Below are 21827 nucleotides of genomic sequence, written 5' to 3' on the forward strand. Positions count from 1 at the left end.
CGGTCTGCGGCATTTTCCTGGATTTTCGTGTCTTTTCGGCCCGAGAGGCGTTTCCGCCGCGTTCGAAATTGCTCTAGGCTAAGGCCATGAATCCCCGTCGCGCCTCCATCGTTGCCGCCGGTGCCGTCTTTTGTCTGGCGCTGTCCTTTGTCGCTACCCGGGTGCGGGGGCCGGTCTTCATCGGCCAGCTCGAACGCGAGGCGGAAGCCGTGCGCGACCAGGCCGGCGGTCCCGGCGTCGATCTCGCCTTTCGCGACCGCTATGGCTGGCTGACCCGGCACCCGGTGCTGTCGGGCGGCGAAAGCCTCAATTCCGAAACCCGCAAGCGCGTGGCCGCGGCCGTGGCCGGCGTGCCCGGGATCGGCGGCATATCCTGGTCGAGCGAGGGCGACGGCGATGCCACCAAGCTGCGCTGCCAGGACGATGTCGAGGCGATCCTGGCCAGTCGCTCCATCCGCTTCACCGAAGCCAGCGCGCGGATCGACCCGGTCAGTGAGCGTCTGCTGGACGAAGTGGCGAAAGCCCTGCGCCCCTGCGTGGGCAGCATCATCGCCGTGACCGGCCATACCGACGCTTCCGGCAATCCCGCGGCGAACCGGGCGCTCTCGCTGGCGCGGGCGGAATCGGTGCGCTGGGGGCTGGTCGGCCGGGGCATTCCCGCCGATGGTTTGCGCGCCTCGGGCGTGGGATCGAAGACCCCGATCGAGGGGCTGGATCCGCTCGACCCCGCCAATCGCCGCATCGAGTTCTCGGTCATCGCTTCCGCGCCGGTCAAGCCGACGCCGATCGACACGCCAGGACCGGAATGAGGACGCCCGGAATGAGGACGCCCGGAATGATGAGGTCCGGAATGAATGGCATCGCCACCGGCGCAGGCCGGGCCGCCGTCAGGGTGCAAATTACGATGAAAGGAGCCGCCGATGCCGCTATGGCTTGAAATGGCCGTTTCGGTGCTGCTGACCTACATGGCAGGTTTCGGCATCGGCTGGCTGGTGTGGAACCGGAAGGGATAAGTTGTGGTGGAAATGATTTCGGCCAATTGGCTGATATTCGTCGTCGCGTTGCTGGTCGGCATCGCGATTGCCTACTGGCTGTTTGCGCGCGCCTCCAAGCCCGCGCCGCGCCAGCATCGGCCCGACGTGCTGGACGAAGGCGCTGCGCCCGCCCAGCGTAACCAGGCCCTGATAGACGATGCGCCGCCCGCCGCGCAGTTCACCGCGCCTGTCCACATCGATCCGCCCGCCATGGCCGGAACGATGGCCGGCATCGGCGAAGTGATCGCCGTGGCCGCGCAAGAGGAAGTGGATGCGGTGAAAACGCCGCCGCAGACGATCGCGGCCGAGCCGGAGGCGGTCCCTGCTCCCGCAGCTCCCGCTCCTGTTGCCGCCCAGGACGCTCCTGCCGAAGGCGATGACTTGCGCAAGATCAAGGGTCTCGGACCCAAGATGCTCACGCTGCTCCATGCCCTGGGCATCACCCGCTTCGCGCAGATCGCCGCCTGGACCGATGCCGACCTGGACGAGCTGGACGGCAAGCTGGGCGCTTTTGCCGGCCGCCCCCGCCGCGACAGCTGGGTGGAACAGGCCCGCATGCTCTCGGCCGGCGATACCGGCGCCTACGAGGAGAAGTTCGGCAAGCTCTGAGCTTGTCGAACGCCACGAAAAAGGGGGCGGGAAGTCAGACTTCCCGCCCCCTTTTTTCTGTCCGGCCGGCGTGTGCCGTTCGGCCTTTGGCCGATCAGGCGGCCTTGACGCCGAAGCGGCCGTGGTTGCGGAACGGCATCATCCAGCGATCGAGGAACAGCTCCAGCGGGCGCGGCGTGATGCCGAGCTGGGCGAAGCCGGGGAGGGTGCCGCTTGCGACATTGCCCGCCTTGAGCAGCTTGAGCTGGTCGCCGCTGATCGGGGTGCCCGGCAGGGCGGCGATCAGGCCGGAAACGCCGTCGGGCAGCTCCGCGAAGCTGCGGTTGCGGCAGGCGGCCTGGGCGATGCGCTTGTTGAGGTCGATCATCGAGATCACTTCGGGGCCGGCGATCTCGAAGGTCTTGCCGCCGTGCACTTGGGGCGCACCCAGCGTTTCCGCGACGGCCAGGGCGACGTCGTCCACGAAGACCGGCTGGAGCTGGGCCTGCGGTGCGAAGACCGGCAGGACTGGCAGGCGCGAGACGAGGTTGCCGAACATCATGACGAAATTGTCGTCCGGGCCGAACATGACCGAGGGACGCAGGATCGTGGCGGCGGGGAAGGCGGCGAGCACGGCCTTTTCGCCCTCGGCCTTGGTGCGGGCATAAGCGACGCTCGAAGAAGCGTCGGCGCCAATGGCCGAGATGTGAACGAAGGCAGCGGCGCCGGCGGCCTTGGCGGCGGCGGCGATGCGGCCTGCGCCTTCACCCTGGACGGCGTCGAGATTGCCGGTGAAGGCGCCCACCAGGTTCACCACCGCGTCCGATCCGGCCAGGACGGCGGCCAGCGATTCGGGCTTGGTCACGTCGACACCCGCGAACTGCACCTGGCCAAGGTTGCCAAGCAGCTTGAGGGCGTAGGACTTCTTGGGGCTGCGGCTGGCGATACGCAGGCGCGCACCGCGTGCGAGCAGTTCCTGGGCGACATGCTTGCCGACGAAGCCGCTGCCGCCCAGCAGCGTGACGATCTTGCCGTAAAGAGGGTCGGTAGCTTGGCTCATGATAAGAACGGGTCCTTCAGCGTGGCGCAGGCGCGGCTGAAGGAAGAGTAAGCCGCCTGCGCCGGTTTCGCGCACGATAAGCGCCCTTGGCACAAGGCCGGTTCCCGAGCAACCGGGCGGAGGCTCCGGAAGGAGATTTCGCCTTTTTTCACGCGATTTGAAAAAAGTTCGAGAACGAGCGTTGACAACAATCCGGCCGCCGCTTAGAGGCGCCCTCCTACCCGGCGAGGACGGCAGATCAGCCCCCTCGCTTCCGTGCCCAGATGGCGGAATTGGTAGACGCACCAGCTTCAGGTGCTGGCGCTCGCAAGGGCGTGGAGGTTCGAGTCCTCTTCTGGGCACCATTTCTCAAGCAATTGAGAAGCGTCGGGGGCCGTCGAAAGACGGCCCCTAGTCGTATCTGCCTCCCCCAAATTCCATGGCCCGCAATCGACCGCCTGCCAGCATCCGGGTTCCGGACGGGTTGGCTGGCGTAGCGGCACTATTACCGCTTTCGGCGTAATCCATGCGGACAATTCCCGGTTCTTTGGAAGGGCTGCGGGAACCAAGATCGTTTCAACCAATCGAAGCCATAGCCTGAATCCGGACCTTTCGGGTGATGGTGCCGGCCCGGCGGCGGGATTAGTCTGTGAACGGCGGCAGTGCTGCCGCAACCACTGCAGCTTCGAAAGGTCGCAGGCTTGAAGGCGCCGGCACAGCAGTCGATCCCTGCCGTTATCATCGCCGTCACCATCGGCGTCCTCACCGTCTCCGCGGCCTAGGTCATGGCGAAAACCGACGAGATCGGGCGCAGGGCGACGCGGGGCATGGCCGCGACGGGGGTGGCGCAGATCGTGAAGGTCTTCACCACCACGGCGACCACGATCGTCGTCGCCCGCACCCTGTCTCCGTCCGACTACGGCGTATCGGCCATGGTCGCGCCGCTGATGGGGCTGATCATGACGTTCCAGAACCTGGGCTTCACCCAGGCCGTGGTGCAGGCGCGCGAGCTGGATCAGGAGCATTCGAATGCGCTGTTCTGGCTGAGCGTCCTCATTTCCATCTTCGCCGCCCTGGTCATGGCCGCCCTGGCCCCGCTGGTGAGCAGTTTCTACGGGGATGTGCGCGCCGGTTATGTCACTGCCGCGACCGGGCTGACCATTCTCGTCACCGGTCTCAAGCTCCAGCACCAGGCCCTGCTCAACCGCGAGATGCGTTTCCATGCCCTCAGCATCAACGACATCGTCGTCGCCGTCGCGACTTTCGTGCTCACCGCGCTCGCGGCACTGATCCTGAAGAACTACTGGGCGATCTGGCTGGGCATCTTCCTGAACGCAGTGGTGAGCACGGTGATGATGTGGCGCGCCTGCCCCTGGCGGCCGCGTCTCGGCGCCTCGTTCCGGGGCGTGCGCAAGCTGGTGGTCTTCGGCGCGAACCTGACCGGCTTCAACCTCATCAACTTCTTCGCCCGCAATCTCGACAACGTGATCGTCGCCAAGGCCGAGGGCGCCGAGGCAGTGGGCCTCTACGACCGCAGCTACAAGCTGATGCTGTTCCCGCTGCAGAACTTCAACCAGCCGCTGAGCCGCGTCATGCTGCCCGTGCTGGGCCGGGTACGCGACGATCCGGCGCGATATCGGCGAGTCTACGAACTGGTGCTGAGGGCGCTGGCGCTCGTGTCCATGCCGGGCATCCTGGCGGCGGCGATGTGCAGCGAGCAGCTCGTGCCCTTCCTGCTGGGCGAGCGCTGGGCGGCGGCGAGCCCGATCTTCTTCTGGCTCAGCCTCACCGCGATCGTGCAATGCGTGCCCAGCACCACGGGCTGGCTCTATATCAGCACCGGCAACACCCGGAACATGATGTACTGGGGCATGTTTTCCAGCACGATCAGTATCATCAGCTTCTTCATCGGCGTCCGGTGGGGCGCGGTGGGGGTGGCCTGCGCCTATTTCACCGGCCAGCTGGCGACCCTGCCGCTGCAATATCACTATGCGACGAGGCGCACGCCGGTGTCCCAGCGGTTCATGTACCTCGTCCAGCTTCCCTCGCTGGCGGGCGGGCTGTTCGCCTGGGGGATCGTGGCGATGGCGCGCGAGGCTCTGGTCGCGCGGGGACTGCCAACGGTGCTGCTGCTGGCCCTGGCGGTTGTCGCCAGCTACTTCGGCGCGGTGGCGGCGCAGGCCTGCACGCCGGGCGGGCGGCAGGCGATGGCGGAAATGCTGCGGCTGGCCGGGAACCTCCTGCCGGATCGCTTCCGGCGCGGCAAGGGCCAGCTCGGCTAGGCCAGCCCCGCCCCGCCCCGCCCCGCGAGGCCAGCCCCGCCAGGACAAACCTGTCCGCCAGGGCAAACCCGCGGCGAAGCGAGCGATCCCCGCCGCCGGCACCCTGTTCCTCCGCGACATCGTCGTCTATGCCAAGGTCTTGAAAGGAACCTGGGTCATGGCCGAAACGCACGCCGCGGACGACAATCTCGAAGGCATCAGCGACTACAAGGGCCCCGCCGGCGGCTGGGGTGCGCTGGGTGCGGTGGCGCGGACGGTGCGCGAGCAGATGAAGGCGAGCCCGGACACGCGCGCGCTGCTGCAGATGAACCAGCCGGACGGTTTCGATTGCCCCGGCTGCGCCTGGCCCGACCCGAAGCATACTTCCTCCTTCGAATTCTGCGAGAACGGCGCCAAGGCGGTGACCTGGGAAGCGACCGTCAAGCGCGTCGATCCCGATTTCTTCGCGCAGCACAGCGTCAGCGAACTGTGGACCTGGAGCGACCACCGGCTGGAGGACGCCGGGCGCCTCACCGAACCGCTGCGCTATGACCCCGAAGCCGATCATTTCGTGCCGATCAGCTGGGACGAGGCCTTCGCGCGCGCCGGCGCGGTGCTTCGCGCGCTGGACGATCCTCATGCCTGCGAATTCTATTGCTCGGGCCGCGCCTCGAACGAGGCGGCGTTCCTCTACCAGCTTTTCGCGCGCGAGTTCGGGACCAACAATTTCCCCGACTGCTCCAACATGTGCCACGAAGCGACGAGCGTGGGGCTGCCCAAGTCGATCGGCATCGGCAAGGGCACGGTGACGCTGGAAGACTTCGACCATGCCGATGCGATCTTCTGCATCGGTCACAATCCCGGCACCAACCACCCGCGCATGCTCTCGACCCTGGCCGCCGCTTCCAAGCGGGGCGTGCCGATCGTGGTCGCCAACCCCATGCGCGAACGCGGCCTGGAGCGCTTCAAGTCGCCCCAGCATCCCACCGAGATGCTCTCCACTCACGCCACGCCGCTGGCCTCGGCCTATCATCAGGTTCGGATCGGCGGCGACATGGCGATGCTCAAGGGCATGATGAAGCTGGTGATCGCGGCCGATGCGCTCGATCACGCCTTCATCGCCGAGCACACCGAAGGTATCGCGGCGCTCAAGGCCGATCTCGACGCGACCTCGTGGGACTGGATCGAGACCGAGTCCGGCCTGACCCGCGATGCCATCGAGACGATGGCCAAAGTCTATATCGATGCCGAGCGGGTGATCGTCTGCTACGGCATGGGCATCACCCAGCACCGCCACGGCACCCAGAACGTGCAGTCCATCGCCAACCTGCTGCTGCTGCGCGGCAACTTCGGCAAGGAAGGCGCGGGGATCTGCCCGCTGCGGGGCCACAGCAACGTGCAGGGCGACCGCACCGTCGGCATTACCGAGATCCCGACCGAGGACATGCTGGAACGGCTCGACGCCGCTTACGGCATCGCCTCTCCCCGCGCGCATGGGCACAATGCCGTGGAAGCGCTGGAGGCCATGCGCGAGGGCCGCTCCCGGGCACTGATCGGGCTGGGCGGCAACCTGGCGGTGGCCATGCCGGACCCCGAAGCCTGCTTCGCCGCCGTGCGGGGGCTGGATCTTTCGGTCAACGTGCTCACCAAGTTCAACCGCACCTGCCTGCTCACCGCGGGCGAGACGCTGGTGCTCCCCTGCCTCGGCCGTACCGAGCTGGACGAGCAGGAAGCCGGCGCGCAGTTCGTCACGGTCGAGGACAGCATGTCCATGGTCCATGCCTCACGCGGGAAGCTGAAGGCGCCGGGGCCGCATGTCCGCTCCGAGCCGGCGATCGTCGCGGGCCTGGCCAAGGCCGCCATGCCGCACACCCGAGTGGACTGGGACGGTCTGGTTGCCGACTACGACCGCATTCGCGAAGGGATCGAGCAGGTCTATCCCGATTTCCACGCCTTCAACCGGCGCGTTCGCGAGCCGGGCGGTTTCCGCCTGACGATCCCGCCCAGCGACCGGATCTGGAAGACGCCCAGCGGCAAGGCGCAGTTCATCGCCCACCCTTCCGCGCGCGAAGACGGCGCAAGGTCGATGCTGCTCACCACCATCCGCAGCCACGACCAGTACAACACCACGATCTACAGCCTCGACGATCGCTATCGCGGCGTGACGGGGCGCCGTGACGTGATCTTCGCCAACGAAGTCGATCTGGACATGCTGGGGCTGGCCCATGGCGACATCGTCGATGTCACCACGCCGGCCGGGCGCGCGCTCAAGGGCTTCACGGTGGTCAAGCACGCCATCGCGCGCGGCTCGCTGGCGGCCTATTACCCCGAGGCGAATTGCCTGGTGCCGCTGGACGACTACGATCCGGTAAGCGGCACGCCGGCCTACAAATCGATCCCGGTGGAGATCGTCCGCGCTGCCTGAAAGCCGCTAACCGGGCCGGATCAGAAGGACTGGCGCAGCGAGATGCCGCCGGCGGTGGTGTTCCCCGCAAGCGCGTCGAAGCTGCGCGAGGCGTAGAGGTCCAGGTGGAGGCGGTCGGTCAGCTTCATGTTGGCGCTGACGCCCAGCTCCCACCACCCGTCCGCGGTGTGCTGCGAATCGAGCAGGCCGGAGCGGGGGACGTTCTCAAGCCCTTCGAACTGGCCGCGCGTCACTTCGGACACGGCATTGCTAGTCCAGTTCCGCGAGACGGAAGCGCCGATGTAATGGTCCGCGTTCTTGCCGAAGGCATAGTCGATGCGCACGGTGCTGCCAAGCGTCCAGGTCGGTTCGCGGGTTTCGAGATCGACGAGATCGGCGAATTCCGGCGCGGGGCGCAGCAGGCGGCCTTCAGCATAGGAGCCGACGACCGTGGGGGTCACGAACCAGCGCGGCGAGAGGGGGAAGATGCGCCCGAAATCGCCGCCCAGCGCGTAGTAGCCGCTGCTTTTCGCGCCGGTGCTCTCGCGGCTGCCGCGTTCGGTGGTGATCCGGCCGTAGTCCTGCCGGCCGTAGCTGGCCCAGCCATCGACCACCCAGTTGTCGAAGTTGCCGCCGGCGCCGAGAGTGGCAACGTAATAGTCCGAGGGCAGCGCCGTATAGGCCTGGATCAGCGTGCCGTGATAGCGCATCAGCCCGCCCCGCACATAGCCCCGGCCGACCTGCCGGGTCAGCGAAAGCGATTGCCAGGACCCATCCGGGCCATCGTCGCGGTTGCTGACCCCGGCAGAGGCGGTAACCGTCCAAGGCGCGGCGCGGAGCGGGGGCTGATCGGCATTCGCCGGATCTTCGGCACTTGAGTCGGTAGCGGCCGGAGCAGCCTCGGTCGAAAGGGTTGCGCCTTCCGGCGTGGCGCTCGCTTCGGGTAGCGGCGCCGTATCTTGCGCCAGTGCCGGAGACGACAGAACGGCCGCGCCTGCCAGCAGCAGGCAGGCCGGCAAGGAATGCAGCATCAGGCGGCCTTTCGCAGGGTCGGATCGAAGGCCGCGGCCGGCACGGTCACGCGGGCGGCGAAGCCGTCGCCGCCGTGCACGAAATGGACATCGCCGCCATGGGCGCGGGCGATCGAGCGGCACACCGCCAGGCCCAGGCCAGTGCCGTTCTGGCCCGACTTGCGGGCGGTTTCCGAGCGGTAGAACGGCTCGAAGGCGCGGTCGAACTCGTCCTCGGGGATACCCGGCCCGGCATCGACGATCTCCGCCACGGCCTCGCCGTCGAGGAGGCTGACGCGGACCTTCGCGCTGTCTCCGTACTTGATGGCGTTTTCCAGCAGGTTGCCGAGCAGGCGGCGAATGCCCACCGGATCGACTTCGACGGGAATATGGAGATTGTGCTCGATCGTCACCTTGCCGCCCACCAATTGCGCATCGGCGACGCTGCCGGCGATGAGATCGGCAAAATCGACGCGCTTGCGCGGGCCGGGGGTGGAGGCATCGCGAATGAAGGCGATGACCTGGCTGATCATCGCTTCCATCTCGGTCACTTCCTTGAGCAGCCCCTCGCGCTGGTCGTCCGGCACGTCCTCGATGCGGAAGCGCAGGCGGGTGAGCGGGGTGCGCAAGTCGTGGCTGATGGCGCCGACCATCGCCGTGCGGTCGTCCACGAAGGCGCGCAGCCGATAGCGCATCTGGTTGAAGGCATTGGCCGCGCGGCCGATCTCGGCCGGGCCGGAGAGCGGCAGGATCGTGGCCGAAGGATCGCGGCCGAGTTGCTCGGCGGCCTGCGCGAAGTCCTTGAGCGGCACGACGATGCGGCGCGCGAACAGCCAGGCCAGCGGGCTGATGATCGCCAGGGACAGCGCGAACCACAGCATCACGCGCTTCTGCCAGGCATTCGGGAAGGGCTCGGCGCGGGGGGCGACGGCCAGCCACTGGCCGTCCGGCTGACGGGTGGCGGCTACGAAGTCACCCTCGATGAATGGAGGCGAGGTGAGGGCGAAGAAGCTGCCTTCCGCGTGGCGGAACGGGATCGGCTGCGGCGCCCCGGGCACTGCGGGCAGCGGCGTGGCAGTCTCGGCCGCGGACGTTGCCAGCGGCGTGGGCAGGGCGGAGGCGCTGGCCGAGGGCGAAGCCAGCGTGACCGGCGGCAGCGGGATCGAGACCGCGACCGGGCGGCTGGCCAGCGTGGGACTGGCGATCGGATCGGGTGTGGCGATAGGCAGGGTGGCCCGCGGGATGTCGTTCATGCTCGGCATGACTGGGGCCGGAAGCCCCCCGCCGATCGCGCCATTGCCCATGGGGCCGGCCATGGGTCCGGCCATGCCGCCCGGACGCGCGCCGGGGGAGACGAACTGGCCGGGATGACCGTCCTGGTTCGCCACGCCGCCTGAGGGATTTCCGGGCGCCGCGGTCGGGCCGCCCGTGCCGGCGCCGGGCGCGGCATTGCCGGGGTTTTGGCCGCCGGATGGTGCACCGGGCTGGCCTCCGCCCGGGCGCTGGCCGCCCGGCGCGGCGCCGGGAACCTTGCCGCCGGGAACCTTGCCACCGGGCATGGCGCCGCCCGGAACGTGGCCGCCCGGCCTCGCGCCGCCGCCCGGCATCGCGGGGCGGGGCATGGACGGAACGTGCGGCATCGATCCGCCCGGAGGCATGCCGCCGGGGAAGTGCCCGCCGGGCATGCCGCTGGGACCGGGAGCGCCGCCCGGCGGGGGGCCGCCGGGGATCGACTGGGCATCGGCCGATCCCACCAGCAGCGCGGAAACCCTGGCGCCGGGGCTGATCGCCGCGCTCTTGCTTTCCACCATCGCCAGCGGGGACCGGGCATTGCTCGGCACCGCGACGCCGCCGACTGGCAGCTGGGTGTAGAAGGCCAGGACCACGTCCTTGCGGTGCCGCCCGAGTCGCTGGGCCAGGGCATCGCGCGAGGATTCCGACACCAGCCAGCCCTGTCCGCTCACATCGGGCGGGCCGACCATGGGCTTGCGCTCCAGCCGATCGGACAGATCGCCGGTGGTCAGCGCGCTGGCGACTTCGTCGATGTTCCACCGGGCCGTCGGGCTGGGAGGCAGGATCACCGTGAGGCCGAGCGTCACCAGCTGCGCACCGATCAGCGCGCAGACGAGGATGACGATCATCTGCATCGCCAGGGGCAGTCCGAGTCGGTTGGTCAGGCGGGGCGGGGTCATGGCTGCGCCATTGCCACGAATCGCCCGCTATTTCGAGCCGTGGTATTGCGAGCGGCGGCGTCAGCGCCGAACCTGCGGATTGTCGCCAAGGCCGGGGCGAAGGATGGGCCGGAGGATGTGGGGCTTGCCGGCGGATATTGCGGCGCGGGCTCGGAAGAGAGGGACACCGCTCTTCCGAACCCGCTCCGCGCCCCCATCATGCAGCGGGACGCTGCCTGGCGGGGACGGTCACCTCGTGGCCTGTCCGGCGATCGTGCCGGAGGGCAATCTCTCTGTTGGCCAGCCCGGCTGGAGCCGCTGGCACGAAGCGCCGGGTACCACCGATTTGTGTCACTATCGGGTAGGGTTTCCGGCCATCCTCGGAGCGATATAATTCCGGGGCCGTCGCAGGACAGGGCGGGTGCGACTACGTGACCTGTCGCTGCGACGGACCCGGCGCCGTCCGGCGCCTTGGCGGTGGCTAACCGGGCGGCGGTTCCGGCCGTTCCGGAGGAATGCAGCATCGCCGCGAAGGCAACGGGGGATGTCGCCGAAGACGCGCTGCAGTCCATCCAGGACGGAACCTGACGAACTCGAATGTTCATGTCGCTGGATTTTGCGGTTCGAGTTTGCCTGCGGATTTCACGCAGATTGCAATGGCGTTACCGGGCTGTCGCAAGCTGTATCGCCGCTGAAATCCGCGTGGAACACGGGGTTCCTATCGGCGCACAATGATCCTAGAACGTGCCCCGATGGACCTCGAAACCCGCATCCTCATCGTCGACGACGATGACGGCATCCGCTCGCTCATCAGCGAGTTCCTGGGAAAACACGGTTACGCCACCGAGACGGCCGCCGACCCCAGCGCCATGCGCGAGCATCTGGCGCGGGAGCACTTCGATCTCATCGTGCTGGACGTGATGATGCCGCGCGAGGACGGGCTGACGGCGCTGCGCGGGCTTGGCCCCGATGCGCCGCCGGTCATCATGCTTTCCGCCGTGGGCAGCGATGTCGACCGCATCGTCGGGCTGGAAATGGGCGCCGACGACTACCTGGCGAAGCCCTGCAATCCCCGCGAGCTGCTGGCCCGCATCCGCACCGTGCTGCGCCGGCGCGCCGGGGCTGGCGGCAGCGCCGCGGTGGACCGCGTCGTCGCGGCCGCCACCGCCCGTTCCGGCGCCCCGGAACCGCGGCCGGTCAACGACATCCATTCGGGCGAATGTCTCTATTTCTCCGGCTGGCGCATGGACGTGGGCCTGCGCCTGCTGTTCGACCCGGCCAATCGCCTGATCTCGCTTTCGGATGGCGAATTCCGGTTGCTCCGCGCCTTTGCCGAGCATCCGCGCCGCGTGCTCACCCGTGACCAGCTTCTCGACTGGTCGCGCGGGGAGGACAGCGATCACTACGACCGCGCCATCGACGTTCAGCTTTCGCGCCTGCGCCGCAAGCTGGCGGAAGGCGAGGGCGGCGGCGACATCATCCGCACCGTGCGCAACGAGGGCTATCTTTTCGTGCCCTCCGTGTCCGGAGACATTTCACCTGCATGACAGCCCGGCCGCTGCGGCAGGGCGTTTCGCCATGGAGGTGAAATGCACCTGAAATCCGATCGCAAACGCCGGCTTTCAATCCTCGTCGTGACCTGATCCGCGACGCCGGTCTCCCGGCCCCGTCGCGCGACTTGCGACACGCGGGGAGATTGCAATGGAAGACTACCATCAAGACCACCATTCGGGCGGGGACCTGGACTGCGACCAGGGGCATCACGGCGGCCTGCTTCACGACCTGAAGACGATCGGTGAGAATATCATGGGTCGGCGCCGCGCGCTGGCCATCCTGGCCAGTGCGGGGGGCTTCACTGCCGTTACCGCCTGCGGGGGTGACGACGGTTCCACGTCGACCAGCAGCGGATCGACCGCCACGACGAGTTCCACCAGCACGTCGAGCACGAGTTCGACCAGCACATCGTCGACCAGCACTTCTTCCACCAGCTCCGGCGGCACCTCCTCCAGCAGCTGCATCGCCGATCCCACCGAGACCAACGGGCCTTACCCCGCGGACGGCACCAACAGCGCGAGCGGTTCGACCTCCAACGTGCTGACCGTCAGCGGCGTGGTGCGTTCGGACATCCGCTCCAGCTTCATCAATTCCACGACCACGGCAGACGGGGTCAAGCTGGAGCTGACCTTGCAACTGGTGGACGTGAACAACGGCTGCGGCGCCATCGAGGGCGCGGCGATCTACGTCTGGCACTGCGATGCCGCGGGCAAGTACTCGCTCTATTCCAGCGGGGTCACCACGGAGAGCTACTTGCGCGGCGTGCAGGTGACCGATGCCGAGGGCAAGGTGACTTTCACCACGATCTATCCGGCCTGCTATTCCGGGCGCTGGCCGCATATCCACTTCGAGATCTTCACGGGCGGCCTGACTTCGGCCAGCACGGGCCGCACGGCCAGCCTGATCTCGCAGCTGGCCATGCCGGCGGCCACCAACACCGCGGTCTTCACCGGCGACACGCGCTACACCGCCAGCATCGCCAACTACAACGCGATCTCGATCTCTTCGGACAATGTGTTCGGCGACAACAGTTCGGCACAGATCGCCCAGATGACCCCCACGCTGAGTGGCAGCGCCACGGCCGGATATACCGGCACCGCGCTCATCGGCATCGCCACCTGACCGGCGCTCCATCGTAATCGCCGCCCCGAAAGGGGCGGCTCATCGAGAATCCTCGCCGCCTGGCGAGCGACAACCTGCCTGAGGGCGATGGCGATGCGGCGCAGGATCGTTCCTGCGCCGCGCCGGCAGCCTTACGCTCACGAAGAGATCCGAACATCATGACCTCGCTGCACACGTCTTCCAGCATCGGCGCGCTCGTTCTCGCACTTTGCGCCGCGCCTTCGCTCGCCGCCACGACCGTTTCCACCTCCACCACCAAGGCGCTCGTCACCTCCAGCGCGGGTGACGTGACCGTGACCGAGGACGGCACCATCACCCTGCCCAGCGGCAGCGCGATCACGGTGGACAGCAACAATGCCGTCGATCTCGAAGGCGCTCTGGTTCTCGACGATGCCGACGGCGCCAGCGGCATCACCGTCAATGCCGGCACCACCGCGACGATCACCGTGGGCGAGGATGCCACCCTCACCGTCACCGAGGACTTCGTGCCGGCGGACACCGATTCGAACGGCATTGCCGATGGCTCGATCGCTTCGGCCAGCAATCGCTACGGCATCCACGTCCTGTCCGGCGCCACCACCAGCGGATCGATCCTCAACGAAGGCACGATCAAGGTGGAGGGCCTGAACTCCGGCGGCATCGTCGTCGATTCGGACTATGTCGGCAGCGTGACTAATACCGGCACCATCAACGTGATCGGCGACAACTCGGTCGGCATCTCCACCAGGAGCGTGGACGGGGACGTGACGGTGGAAGGCACTGTCTACGCCACCGGCGCGGGCGCCCAGGCCCTGGTGGTGGACGGCGACGTCAGCGGCACCGTGACCATCCAGGGCACCGTCTCGCAGCGCGCCTCCTACACGGACGACGACAGCGACACGATCGTGCTTTCGCGTGCCGCCCTCCGCTCGGGCGCGGCGGCGGTGGAGATCACCGGCAATGTCGCTGGCGGCATCTACGTGGCGGCGCCCCCGGTCGACAACGACAGTTCGAACGATGACGAGGACGGCGACGGTGTCGACGATGACGATGAAGGCACCGGAGCGGTCATCGCCTACGGCAACGGCCCGGCGATCCAGGTCGGCGGCACCAGCGACATCACCGTGGGCGGCGTGTCGAGCAATTCCGGCACGTACTCGATTGCCATCGACGGCTCGGTCAGCGCCAACGCCTATTACAGCAATACCGATGCCTATGGCCTGGTGATCGGCGGGCAGGGCGGCAACGTCACGCTGACCGACGGGATCGGGGTGACCGGCTCGCTGAACGCCACGACTTACGATTCGGCCGCGACGGCGCTGCTCATCAATGCCGGGAGTACAGTGACCAGCCTCTATAACAGCGGCTCGATCACGGCCTCCATCACTTCGCAGGGCGAAGGCTCCACAACGGCGATCCGGGATCTCTCGGGCACCCTGACCACGATCGACAACACCGGCTTCATCGCGGCCAGCGGATCGAGCACCGACACCCGCACCGCGATCGACCTCTCCGCCAACACCACCGGCGTCACGATCAACCAGTACCTCAACGCCGCCGATATCGAGACCAGCGCCGACTACCTGGACGACAACGATACGGACACCGATCCCACCATCTACACCGCGATCACCGGCAATATCCTGCTGGGATCGGGCGATGACACCATCAATGCCTCGTCAGGCACGATCACCGGCAACACCACTTTCGGCGATGGCGACGATACGCTGAACCTGTCCGGCAACACGGTCTACACCGGCGACGTCTATTTCGGCAGCGGCACCGGCACGGCCACCATGGCCGGAACCTCCAGCTTCGTCGGCACGATGGATTTCGACGGTGAGAGCGGCACCCTCACTTTGTCCGACAGCGCGGTCTATTCGGGCAACTTCAGCAATGCCGACAACCTGACGGTCACCGTGGGCAGCGGGGCAAAGCTGACCGCCAGCGATTCGGACACCATCGGCTTCGGCAGCCTGATCGTGAAATCGGGCGGCTCGCTGGGTGTCTATATCGACACTTCGGAAGGCAGCAGTTCGCTTTACACCGTGGCCAATGCCACGCTGGAGGACGGGGCCAAGATCACGGCGACAGTCACCGATCTTGGCGATGCGGAAGGGACCTACACGGTGCTCACCGCCAGCAGCCTCGACGTGCAGGGCACGCTCAATTCGACCGACACCGACCTGCCCTTCATCTACAACGGCGATGTCACGACCGACGCGAACAGCATCTATCTCACCATCGCGCGCAAGACGACCGACGAACTGGGCCTCACCCGCAGCGAGGCTTCGGCCTGGGATGCGATCTACGCCACTGCCCAGAACGACGACAGCCTGACCTCCAGCCTGCTCCAGGTCGAGGATTCGGCCACGCTCCAGAGCCAGGTCGCCGGGCTTCTGCCCGACCATTCGGGCGGCGTCTTCGATGCCGTGACTCACGGCGACCGCATGGCTTCGCGCCACCTTTCGGACGAAACCTCGCTCTTCACGATCTCCGATGTCGGCGGCTGGTTCGAACCCGTCTACTGGCGCACCGCCAAGGATGCCGGTTCGACAGCGGGCTACAAGGCGAGCGGCTGGGGCCTCTCCGCCGGTGCCGAGCGCCGGACGAACCTGGGCTACTTCGGCGTTTCCTATGCCTGGCTCCACGGCACGGTGAAGGATAATGGCGGCACGGGCGATCTCGGCGTGGGCCAGCACGACTTCGGCCTGTTCTGGCGCACCGGGAAGGGGCCGTTCATGGCCTGGGCGCGCATCGGGGCCTCGAAGATCTCGGTGGATTCCACCCGCACCTTCACCGGCACCATCGACGATACCGACTTCACGTATTCCGCCGATGGCAAGTGGAACGGCTGGCTGATCTCGGGCCTGGCCGGTGCGTCCTATCGCTTCCAGATGTCGCGCCGCTTCAACCTCAAGCCCAAGCTGGAGCTGGAGCAGTTCTGGCTGAAGGAGAACGGCTACAGCGAAACGGCCGACAGCGATGCGGTGGCGCTGACCGTGGCAGACCGCACCAGCAAGATGACCACGGTGACGCCGACAGTGACGGCGTCCTATTCGCTCGGGACCATTTCGCCCGACTGGCGCCCGCTGACGTTCCAGTTCGAAGGCGGTCGCCGCGAAGTGGTGTCGGGCAAGCTCGGCAGCACCACGGCCTATTTCAACGGCGGAGACACGTACGACGCCGGGGAGGCCTTCACCATCACGCCCGAAAGCCTGAAGGGTGCCTGGGTCAGCGAAGTCTCGATGCTGGCCGGTGGTTACGACTTCACCTGGAAGCTGTCCGCCCGCGCCGAACGGACCCAGGACGCCACCGATCTCTCCGCCCGCGCTTCACTAAGCGTAGCGTTTTAAGGCGCAGCGACCCGCTAAAGGCCGGTGCGTAGCGTTTTAACGCGTAGCGACGCGTTAAAGGCCGATGCGTAGCGTTCTAACGCGCAGCGACGCGCTTAAGGCCGGGGATCGTGGATCCTCGGCCGCACGTCGTCCCGGACTTGCTCCGGGACGACGCCGTTCTGCCGGCGGCTCTACGCTCCGCGCAGCTCGGTCAGGCGGCGCTCCCAGGCGAGTGCGTGTTCGACGATCGTGCCCAGGTCGGCATATTTCGGCTGCCAGGGCAGGGTGGCCTTGATCCGACGGTTGTCCGAGATGAGCGAATCGGGATCGCCCGCGCGCCGGCCCTGCATGCGGCGGTCGATCGTGCGGTTGGTGACGCGGTCGACCGCGTCGAGCACTTCCAGCACCGAGAAGCCCTGGCCGTAACCGCAGTTCATCGTCAGCGATTCTCCCGGCGCCGCGATCAGCTGTTCGAGCGCGAGGACGTGCGCATTGGCGAGGTCGGAGACATGGATGTAGTCGCGCACGCCGGTGCCGTCCGGCGTGTCGAAATCCGTGCCGAACACGGCGACATGCTCCCGCTTGCCCAAGGCCGCTTCCACCGCGACCTTGATGAGATGGGTGGCACCCGCCGTAGACTGTCCGGTGCGGGCCTGCGGATCGGCACCGGCGACATTGAAGTAGCGCAGCGCGCAGTAATTGAAGTCATGCGCGCGGGAGACGTCGGCCAGCATGGTCTCCGTCATCAGCTTCGACATGCCGTAAGGGTTGATCGGCAGCTTCGGGCTGTCCTCGGTGACCGGGGAGACTTCCGGGATGCCGTAAGTGGCGGCCGTGGAGCTGAAGATGAAGTGCGGCACGCCCGCCTTCACCGCCGCGTCGATCAGGGCGCGGCTCTTGGCGGTGTTGTTGTGGTAGTACTTCAGCGGGTTCTCGACCGATTCCGGCACGATGATCGAGCCGGCGAAGTGCATCACCGCCTGGATACCCTCTTCCCGGAAGATCCGGGCGAGCAGTGCGGCATCCTCGATGTCGCCTTCGTAGAGCGGGACGCCTTCCGGCAGGGCGAAGCGAAAGCCCGTGGTGAGGTTGTCGATCACGACCACCGGCCAACCGGCGTCCTTGAGGGCGAGAACGGCGTGGCTGCCGATATAGCCGGCGCCGCCGGTGACAAGAACGGGGATCTTGGAGGTCATGGTCTCGCTCTGATGGTCGGCAGGAAGTGGGATGGAGAAATCGATTGGAACGGGTTGCTACGGCGGCTTTGTTGAACGGCCCATTCGCGCTGCGCAAGTGGGCATGAAAGCAGCGCGCGCGAACCGGGTTCAAGGACGACCCCAGGATTATGCGCTGCGCTGCGGTGCGTCAAAGCCAACTGCGTCCAAAGCCGCACCATCCTTGCACCTCCGGTAACCAATCCGGAGCAGTCTGCAGGTCCCGGCGAATACTGTACCTGAACTGAACACGCACTATAAAGTGCAGTTCAGGGCGATTCCGACATCTGTCATGCCGATTGCTATCCATTGCATAGTTATCCCGGATTCGCTGCCGGATCGGTTCGAACGCAGGTCTGCCGGCCGTTTGATTTCGCACTTGCGGAAGAGATTTGCGACGTGCCGTTTTAGGAGTGGGCTTTGCCGTTTTCGAGCGCCTCCCAGGCACTTGCACCCCAATGCGCTCCTGATTACCCGAATAGGCACCCGGTCACCCCATCGGGGGCATTGACTTAAGCCTTATGGAGAAAACCGTAAGTGCGCTGCACAAAGACGCTTCTTGTTGGGCTCGCTGTCCTATTTTCAGGTACCATCCTGACAGGATGTACCTCCACCATGACGTCGAACCCGGATGTTCCGGTCGGCGAAGCTGCCTATCAGACGATTCCCGCCACGGTTCCGGCGCCCACTGTCTATGCGATCTCGCCGAAGGACGTCCTTCAGGTGCGGGTCTTCGGAGAGCCCGATCTCTCCGTGGAGAAGGCGCGCGTGGACGAGGCGGGCTTCATCCAGCTTCCCCTGGCCGGGCAGATCAAGGCCGCCGGCCGCAGCGCGCCCGAAGTGTCGAGCGACGTGACGGCCGTGCTTGGGCGCAAGTATCTGAAAAACCCGCAAGTCGCCATCTCGGTAGACGAAGCCGCGCCGCGCTTCGTATCGGTGGAAGGCGAAGTGAAGGTTCCCGGCGTCTATGAACTGACCAGCAATACCACCCTCCTGGGCGCGCTGGCGCGGGCGCAGAGCCCGCTGGTCACCGCCAAGCTGGACCAGGTGGTGATCTTCCGCACGATCAACGGACAGCGCATGGCCGCGCGCTTCGACCTGAAGGACATTCGCGGCGGCGTCAGCCCCGATCCGATCGTCATGGACGGCGATGTGGTGGTGGTTGGTTTCTCGAAAATTAAGGGGCTTTGGCAGGACTTCCTGAGAACCGCGCCGATATTCAATGCCTTCGCAGTCTTCGCCCGCTGACCGTTCGGGCAGCGGGCCGTGGCGCCAAGGACAGTGACTTCGAGCGCAGGGCCGGTCCGACGGCCCTCGCAGAGCCTTTTGAATGCGATTCTCCTGCCATCCTCGCAGCGACCATTGCGCCGGTGCGAGCCAGACAGGCCGGGCCGCGGCTGCGGCTTGTCGGGCTGGAAGGTCGCTCCGACCTGAATTCAGTGCCTCCGGTACTGCGAACACAACGCCCAGTGAAAGGATAAGCTATGTTGAATCCTGAAAGCGGCGGGACCGATCCTATGAATTATCGCGTGGCCTTCTTGTCCCCCGTCTCCTTTTTTAAAGGAGGAGCGGAGCGATCGCTGTTCGACCTGATGGCGAACCCGCATGTCGACCCGCTGCTAGTGGTGCCTGCCGAAGGGCCGGTGTCCGAGCAAGCGGCGAGCCGGGGCATCCCCGTGGAAGTCGTCGATTTCGGCCAGGTCGCCGCGATCCGCCGCCCGGTGCGCCCCTCCAGCGTGGGTGCGGCCTTCGGGGACTGGTTCGGCGCCGCGCGCAAGCTCATGGCCGTGACGAAGCGCCACGGTGCCGACATCGTCCATAGCAACGGGCTGAAGGCCCACTGCATTGCCGGCCTGGCGCGCAAGCTGGGCGGAGAAGCCTGCGTGTTCCACGTTCGCGACATCGCCGTGCGCGGTTCGGAGCGCCTGATCTGGAAGGGGCTCGCCCGCAGTTCCGACCATACCGTGCTCGTCAGCCGCGCCTGCTGGCCGGGCGAGATGCTGCCGGGCAATGTCTCGGTGGTGTTCAACGGCGTGAAGCAGGACGGGGCAGCCCAACCGCTCCAGTCCGTCCAGGCTCCGTCTGCCGCCGCGCTCCAGGCGCCGCGCGCCCATGCCCCGCTGGTCGTGGGCATCTGCGGGCGCATCCATCCCTTCAAGGGGCACCACGTCGCCATCGACTGGCTGGGCGCCGCCCGTCGCCGCGGGATCGACATCACCCTGCTGGTGCGCGGTGAAGCGGAAGCGGAAGATCGTCCCTACCTCGAAAGCCTGAAGCGCCAGGCCGAAGCCCTGGGCCTCGCCGATTCGGTCCGCTTCGAAGGCCGCTTCGAAGGGCTGGCGGCGATCTACAACGGCCTCGATGCCGTGCTCGTGCCTTCCGAGACGCCCGATCCGCTGCCGCGTTCGGTGATGGAGGCGATGTCGATGGGGCTGCCCGTGGTCGGCTATCCGGCCGGCGGCATCGTCGAAATGATCGATCACCGCGAGAACGGCTGGCTGGCCGGCGATGCGGAAGCCTTCTGCGCGGCCATGGAGGAGATCTCCAGCCTCGGTCCCATGCTCGTCGAATTGCAGAAATCCGCCGCGCGAACGGTGGCGGAACGGTTCGGCATGGAGCGCATGCACCGGCAGGTGAACCAGGTCTATTCGACGGTGCTCGGCCGGTGATCCGCTGGGGCCAGGGCCCGAACCGGCCCGGAGAAGGGCTGGGGCGCGCACTTGGTGCGGGACGCCGCCGTGCGCGGCGCGCCCGCCTGCGCACCGGTCTGTTCGGCGCCGCGCTCCTGCTTTGCCCGGGGGCGCTGCTGGCAGCGGCTTTGTTGCTGCAGCCCGGCACCGTCCGGTCCGACCGGCACGTCTCCGCGCCCGTGGCGCAAGTGGTGGGCATTGCCGGCAACGACCTGACCCCCGCCGATCTCGACCGCGTTTCCGGGCTGGGGCTCCATTTCGTGCGCAGCGATTTCAGCTGGGCCCGCACCGAGCGCAAGCCGGGCGTCTACGACTTCGGCCCCTACCTGGAGTTTGCGCGCGAAGTTCATGCGCGCGGCATGCGCCCGCTGTTCATCCTGGACTACGGCAACCCGGTCCATACGCCTTTCACCAGGATCCAGTGGCGTGGCCGCGACGAGCGGCGCACTTCGCCGCCGGTCGCGCCAGACCAGATCGCGGCCTATAGCAAGTGGGCCGCCGCCGCCGCCAAGGCCTTCGCGGCCTACGACCCGATCTGGGAAGTCTGGAACGAGCCCGATCACCCGCGCTTCTGGCCGCCCAAGCCCGATGCCGCCGCTTATGGCCGCATGGCACTGGCGGCCTGCCAGGCCATCCATTCGGCGGGCCGGGCCGAAGTCTACGGTCCCGCCGCCTCCAAGTGGGTGGACGGTCCGTTCCTGACGGCGCTGGCAGGGTCCAAGGCCATCACCTGCTTCGACCGGATCAGCGTCCATCCCTATCAGATGACCGGCGATGCCGCGCGCGATGGCGCATTGTGGGACGGACTGTGGCACCGCATCGCCGCGGGGGGGCAGGTGAAAACGCCCCGGATCGCCAATTCCGAATGGGGCCGCCCCGTCGTCGGCCGCGTCGACGATCAGGCCCAGGCGCGCTACCTGGTCCGCACGCTGGTTTCGGCGCTGGCGGCGGGCGTAGCGCCCAACATCTGGTATTCCTGGAAGGACGCCGGCACCGATCCGTCCAACGACCAACATCATTTCGGCCTGCTCCTGCCCGACGGTTCGCCCAAGCCGGCGTTCCTGGCGCTGCAGACCATGCTCCGGCAGGTCGGTACCCTGCGCTATGCCTGCCCGGTCCAGCGTGCCGGCGTGGAAGGTGCGATCTTCGCGGCCGACCCGCAAGCCGGCGGCAGCAGCGTGAAGGCGCTGGTCTGGGCTAAGACCGGCGTGGCGCGGCTGGAGCCCGGCAAGATCGCGCCGACCGGCTGGAAGGTCTCCGGCCTGGCCGACATGACCGGAAAGCCCCTCGAAGGCGGCGAGCAGAAGCTTGGCAATGCGCCCGTCTACTTGCGGCTCGTGCCGGAAAAGACCGGCGCGCAACCCACCCTGAACTGCCCCGAACGCACATGAGCGCGAGCGATATGAACATGACTGGCCGCAAC

At 67.0% G+C, this 21827-nt stretch carries 14 protein-coding genes and 1 tRNA gene; 11 read left to right on the plus strand and 4 right to left on the minus strand.

What is annotated here, in order from left to right; all coding sequences use genetic code 11:
- Positions 1-86 precede the first annotated feature (86 nt).
- A complete protein-coding gene (locus tag EDF58_RS18850; RefSeq protein WP_132268351.1) occupies positions 87-809 on the plus strand; it encodes an OmpA family protein in 723 nt (240 codons plus the stop codon).
- A gap of 216 nt (positions 810-1025) precedes the next feature.
- Positions 1026-1643, plus strand: coding sequence for a hypothetical protein (locus EDF58_RS18855; protein WP_132268750.1), 618 nt, complete (start codon positions 1026-1028; stop codon positions 1641-1643).
- A gap of 94 nt (positions 1644-1737) precedes the next feature.
- Here EDF58_RS18855 and EDF58_RS18860 read toward each other — a convergent pair whose 3' ends face one another.
- Complete coding sequence (locus EDF58_RS18860; RefSeq protein ID WP_132268353.1) at positions 1738-2682, minus strand: complex I NDUFA9 subunit family protein; 945 nt, start codon at positions 2680-2682, stop codon at positions 1738-1740.
- Between the two features lie 257 nt (positions 2683-2939).
- Here EDF58_RS18860 and EDF58_RS18865 point away from each other — a divergent pair.
- From EDF58_RS18865 to EDF58_RS18875, 3 genes are all read left to right on the plus strand, one after another.
- Positions 2940-3026 (plus strand) — tRNA-Leu (locus EDF58_RS18865).
- 420 nt (positions 3027-3446) lie between these two features.
- The gene (locus EDF58_RS18870; RefSeq protein WP_132268355.1) at positions 3447-4943 is read left to right on the plus strand and encodes a lipopolysaccharide biosynthesis protein; all 1497 of its coding nucleotides are present in this window, start codon (positions 3447-3449) and stop codon (positions 4941-4943) included.
- A 157-nt stretch (positions 4944-5100) separates the two neighbouring features.
- On the plus strand, positions 5101-7347 hold the full coding sequence (locus EDF58_RS18875; protein ID WP_132268357.1) for an FdhF/YdeP family oxidoreductase: 2247 nt from the start codon (positions 5101-5103) through the stop codon (positions 7345-7347).
- A 20-nt stretch (positions 7348-7367) separates the two neighbouring features.
- Here EDF58_RS18875 and EDF58_RS18880 read toward each other — a convergent pair whose 3' ends face one another.
- Positions 7368-8357: an autotransporter outer membrane beta-barrel domain-containing protein gene (locus EDF58_RS18880; RefSeq protein ID WP_132268359.1), complete on the minus strand. Its 990-nt coding sequence runs from the start codon at positions 8355-8357 to the stop codon at positions 7368-7370.
- Positions 8357-10528, minus strand: a complete 2172-nt coding sequence (locus tag EDF58_RS18885) for an ATP-binding protein (RefSeq protein WP_132268360.1) — start codon at positions 10526-10528, stop codon at positions 8357-8359. Before EDF58_RS18885 ends, EDF58_RS18880 begins: the two co-directional genes overlap by 1 nt.
- 731 nt (positions 10529-11259) lie before the next feature.
- On the opposite strand from EDF58_RS18885, the gene EDF58_RS18890 reads away from it, so the two are divergent.
- From EDF58_RS18890 to EDF58_RS18900, 3 genes are all read left to right on the plus strand, one after another.
- On the plus strand, positions 11260-12054 hold the full coding sequence (locus EDF58_RS18890; RefSeq protein ID WP_132268752.1) for a response regulator: 795 nt from the start codon (positions 11260-11262) through the stop codon (positions 12052-12054).
- Between the two features lie 154 nt (positions 12055-12208).
- A complete protein-coding gene (locus EDF58_RS18895; protein WP_132268362.1) occupies positions 12209-13183 on the plus strand; it encodes an intradiol ring-cleavage dioxygenase in 975 nt (324 codons plus the stop codon).
- Positions 13184-13341: 158 nt separating this feature from the next.
- The gene (locus EDF58_RS18900; RefSeq protein WP_132268364.1) at positions 13342-16518 is read left to right on the plus strand and encodes an autotransporter outer membrane beta-barrel domain-containing protein; all 3177 of its coding nucleotides are present in this window, start codon (positions 13342-13344) and stop codon (positions 16516-16518) included.
- Positions 16519-16691: 173 nt separating this feature from the next.
- Here EDF58_RS18900 and galE read toward each other — a convergent pair whose 3' ends face one another.
- Entirely contained in the window at positions 16692-17696 is a 1005-nt protein-coding gene (galE, locus tag EDF58_RS18905; RefSeq protein WP_132268365.1) for a UDP-glucose 4-epimerase GalE, read from the minus strand.
- 633 nt (positions 17697-18329) lie between these two features.
- Between galE and EDF58_RS18910 the strand changes: the two genes are divergently transcribed.
- The 3 genes from EDF58_RS18910 to EDF58_RS18920 all read left to right on the plus strand — a co-directional run bounded on the left by EDF58_RS18910 (position 18330) and on the right by EDF58_RS18920 (position 21795).
- Positions 18330-18962: a polysaccharide biosynthesis/export family protein gene (locus EDF58_RS18910; RefSeq protein ID WP_132268367.1), complete on the plus strand. Its 633-nt coding sequence runs from the start codon at positions 18330-18332 to the stop codon at positions 18960-18962.
- A gap of 269 nt (positions 18963-19231) precedes the next feature.
- Positions 19232-20383: a glycosyltransferase family 4 protein gene (locus EDF58_RS18915; protein WP_165921480.1), complete on the plus strand. Its 1152-nt coding sequence runs from the start codon at positions 19232-19234 to the stop codon at positions 20381-20383.
- Positions 20380-21795: a hypothetical protein gene (locus EDF58_RS18920; RefSeq protein WP_132268371.1), complete on the plus strand. Its 1416-nt coding sequence runs from the start codon at positions 20380-20382 to the stop codon at positions 21793-21795. Before EDF58_RS18915 ends, EDF58_RS18920 begins: the two co-directional genes overlap by 4 nt.
- Positions 21796-21827 lie beyond the last annotated feature (32 nt).

Source organism: Novosphingobium sp. PhB57 (genome assembly GCF_004342985.1).
Taxonomy (GTDB): domain Bacteria; phylum Pseudomonadota; class Alphaproteobacteria; order Sphingomonadales; family Sphingomonadaceae; genus Novosphingobium.

What these genes read in the sequence shown, in the direction of transcription:
- EDF58_RS18850 (WP_132268351.1), top strand. Translation starts at nt 87, where the DNA reads ATGAATCCCCGTCGCGCCTCCATCGTTGCCGCCGGTGCCGTCTTTTGT.
- EDF58_RS18855 (WP_132268750.1), top strand. Translation starts at nt 1,026, where the DNA reads ATGATTTCGGCCAATTGGCTGATATTCGTCGTCGCGTTGCTGGTCGGC.
- EDF58_RS18860 (WP_132268353.1), bottom strand. Translation starts at nt 2,682, where the DNA reads ATGAGCCAAGCTACCGACCCTCTTTACGGCAAGATCGTCACGCTGCTG.
- EDF58_RS18870 (WP_132268355.1), top strand. Translation starts at nt 3,447, where the DNA reads ATGGCGAAAACCGACGAGATCGGGCGCAGGGCGACGCGGGGCATGGCC.
- EDF58_RS18875 (WP_132268357.1), top strand. Translation starts at nt 5,101, where the DNA reads ATGGCCGAAACGCACGCCGCGGACGACAATCTCGAAGGCATCAGCGAC.
- EDF58_RS18880 (WP_132268359.1), bottom strand. Translation starts at nt 8,357, where the DNA reads ATGCTGCATTCCTTGCCGGCCTGCCTGCTGCTGGCAGGCGCGGCCGTT.
- EDF58_RS18885 (WP_132268360.1), bottom strand. Translation starts at nt 10,528, where the DNA reads ATGACCCCGCCCCGCCTGACCAACCGACTCGGACTGCCCCTGGCGATG.
- EDF58_RS18890 (WP_132268752.1), top strand. Translation starts at nt 11,260, where the DNA reads ATGGACCTCGAAACCCGCATCCTCATCGTCGACGACGATGACGGCATC.
- EDF58_RS18895 (WP_132268362.1), top strand. Translation starts at nt 12,209, where the DNA reads ATGGAAGACTACCATCAAGACCACCATTCGGGCGGGGACCTGGACTGC.
- EDF58_RS18900 (WP_132268364.1), top strand. Translation starts at nt 13,342, where the DNA reads ATGACCTCGCTGCACACGTCTTCCAGCATCGGCGCGCTCGTTCTCGCA.
- galE (WP_132268365.1), bottom strand. Translation starts at nt 17,696, where the DNA reads ATGACCTCCAAGATCCCCGTTCTTGTCACCGGCGGCGCCGGCTATATC.
- EDF58_RS18910 (WP_132268367.1), top strand. Translation starts at nt 18,330, where the DNA reads ATGACGTCGAACCCGGATGTTCCGGTCGGCGAAGCTGCCTATCAGACG.
- EDF58_RS18915 (WP_165921480.1), top strand. Translation starts at nt 19,232, where the DNA reads ATGAATTATCGCGTGGCCTTCTTGTCCCCCGTCTCCTTTTTTAAAGGA.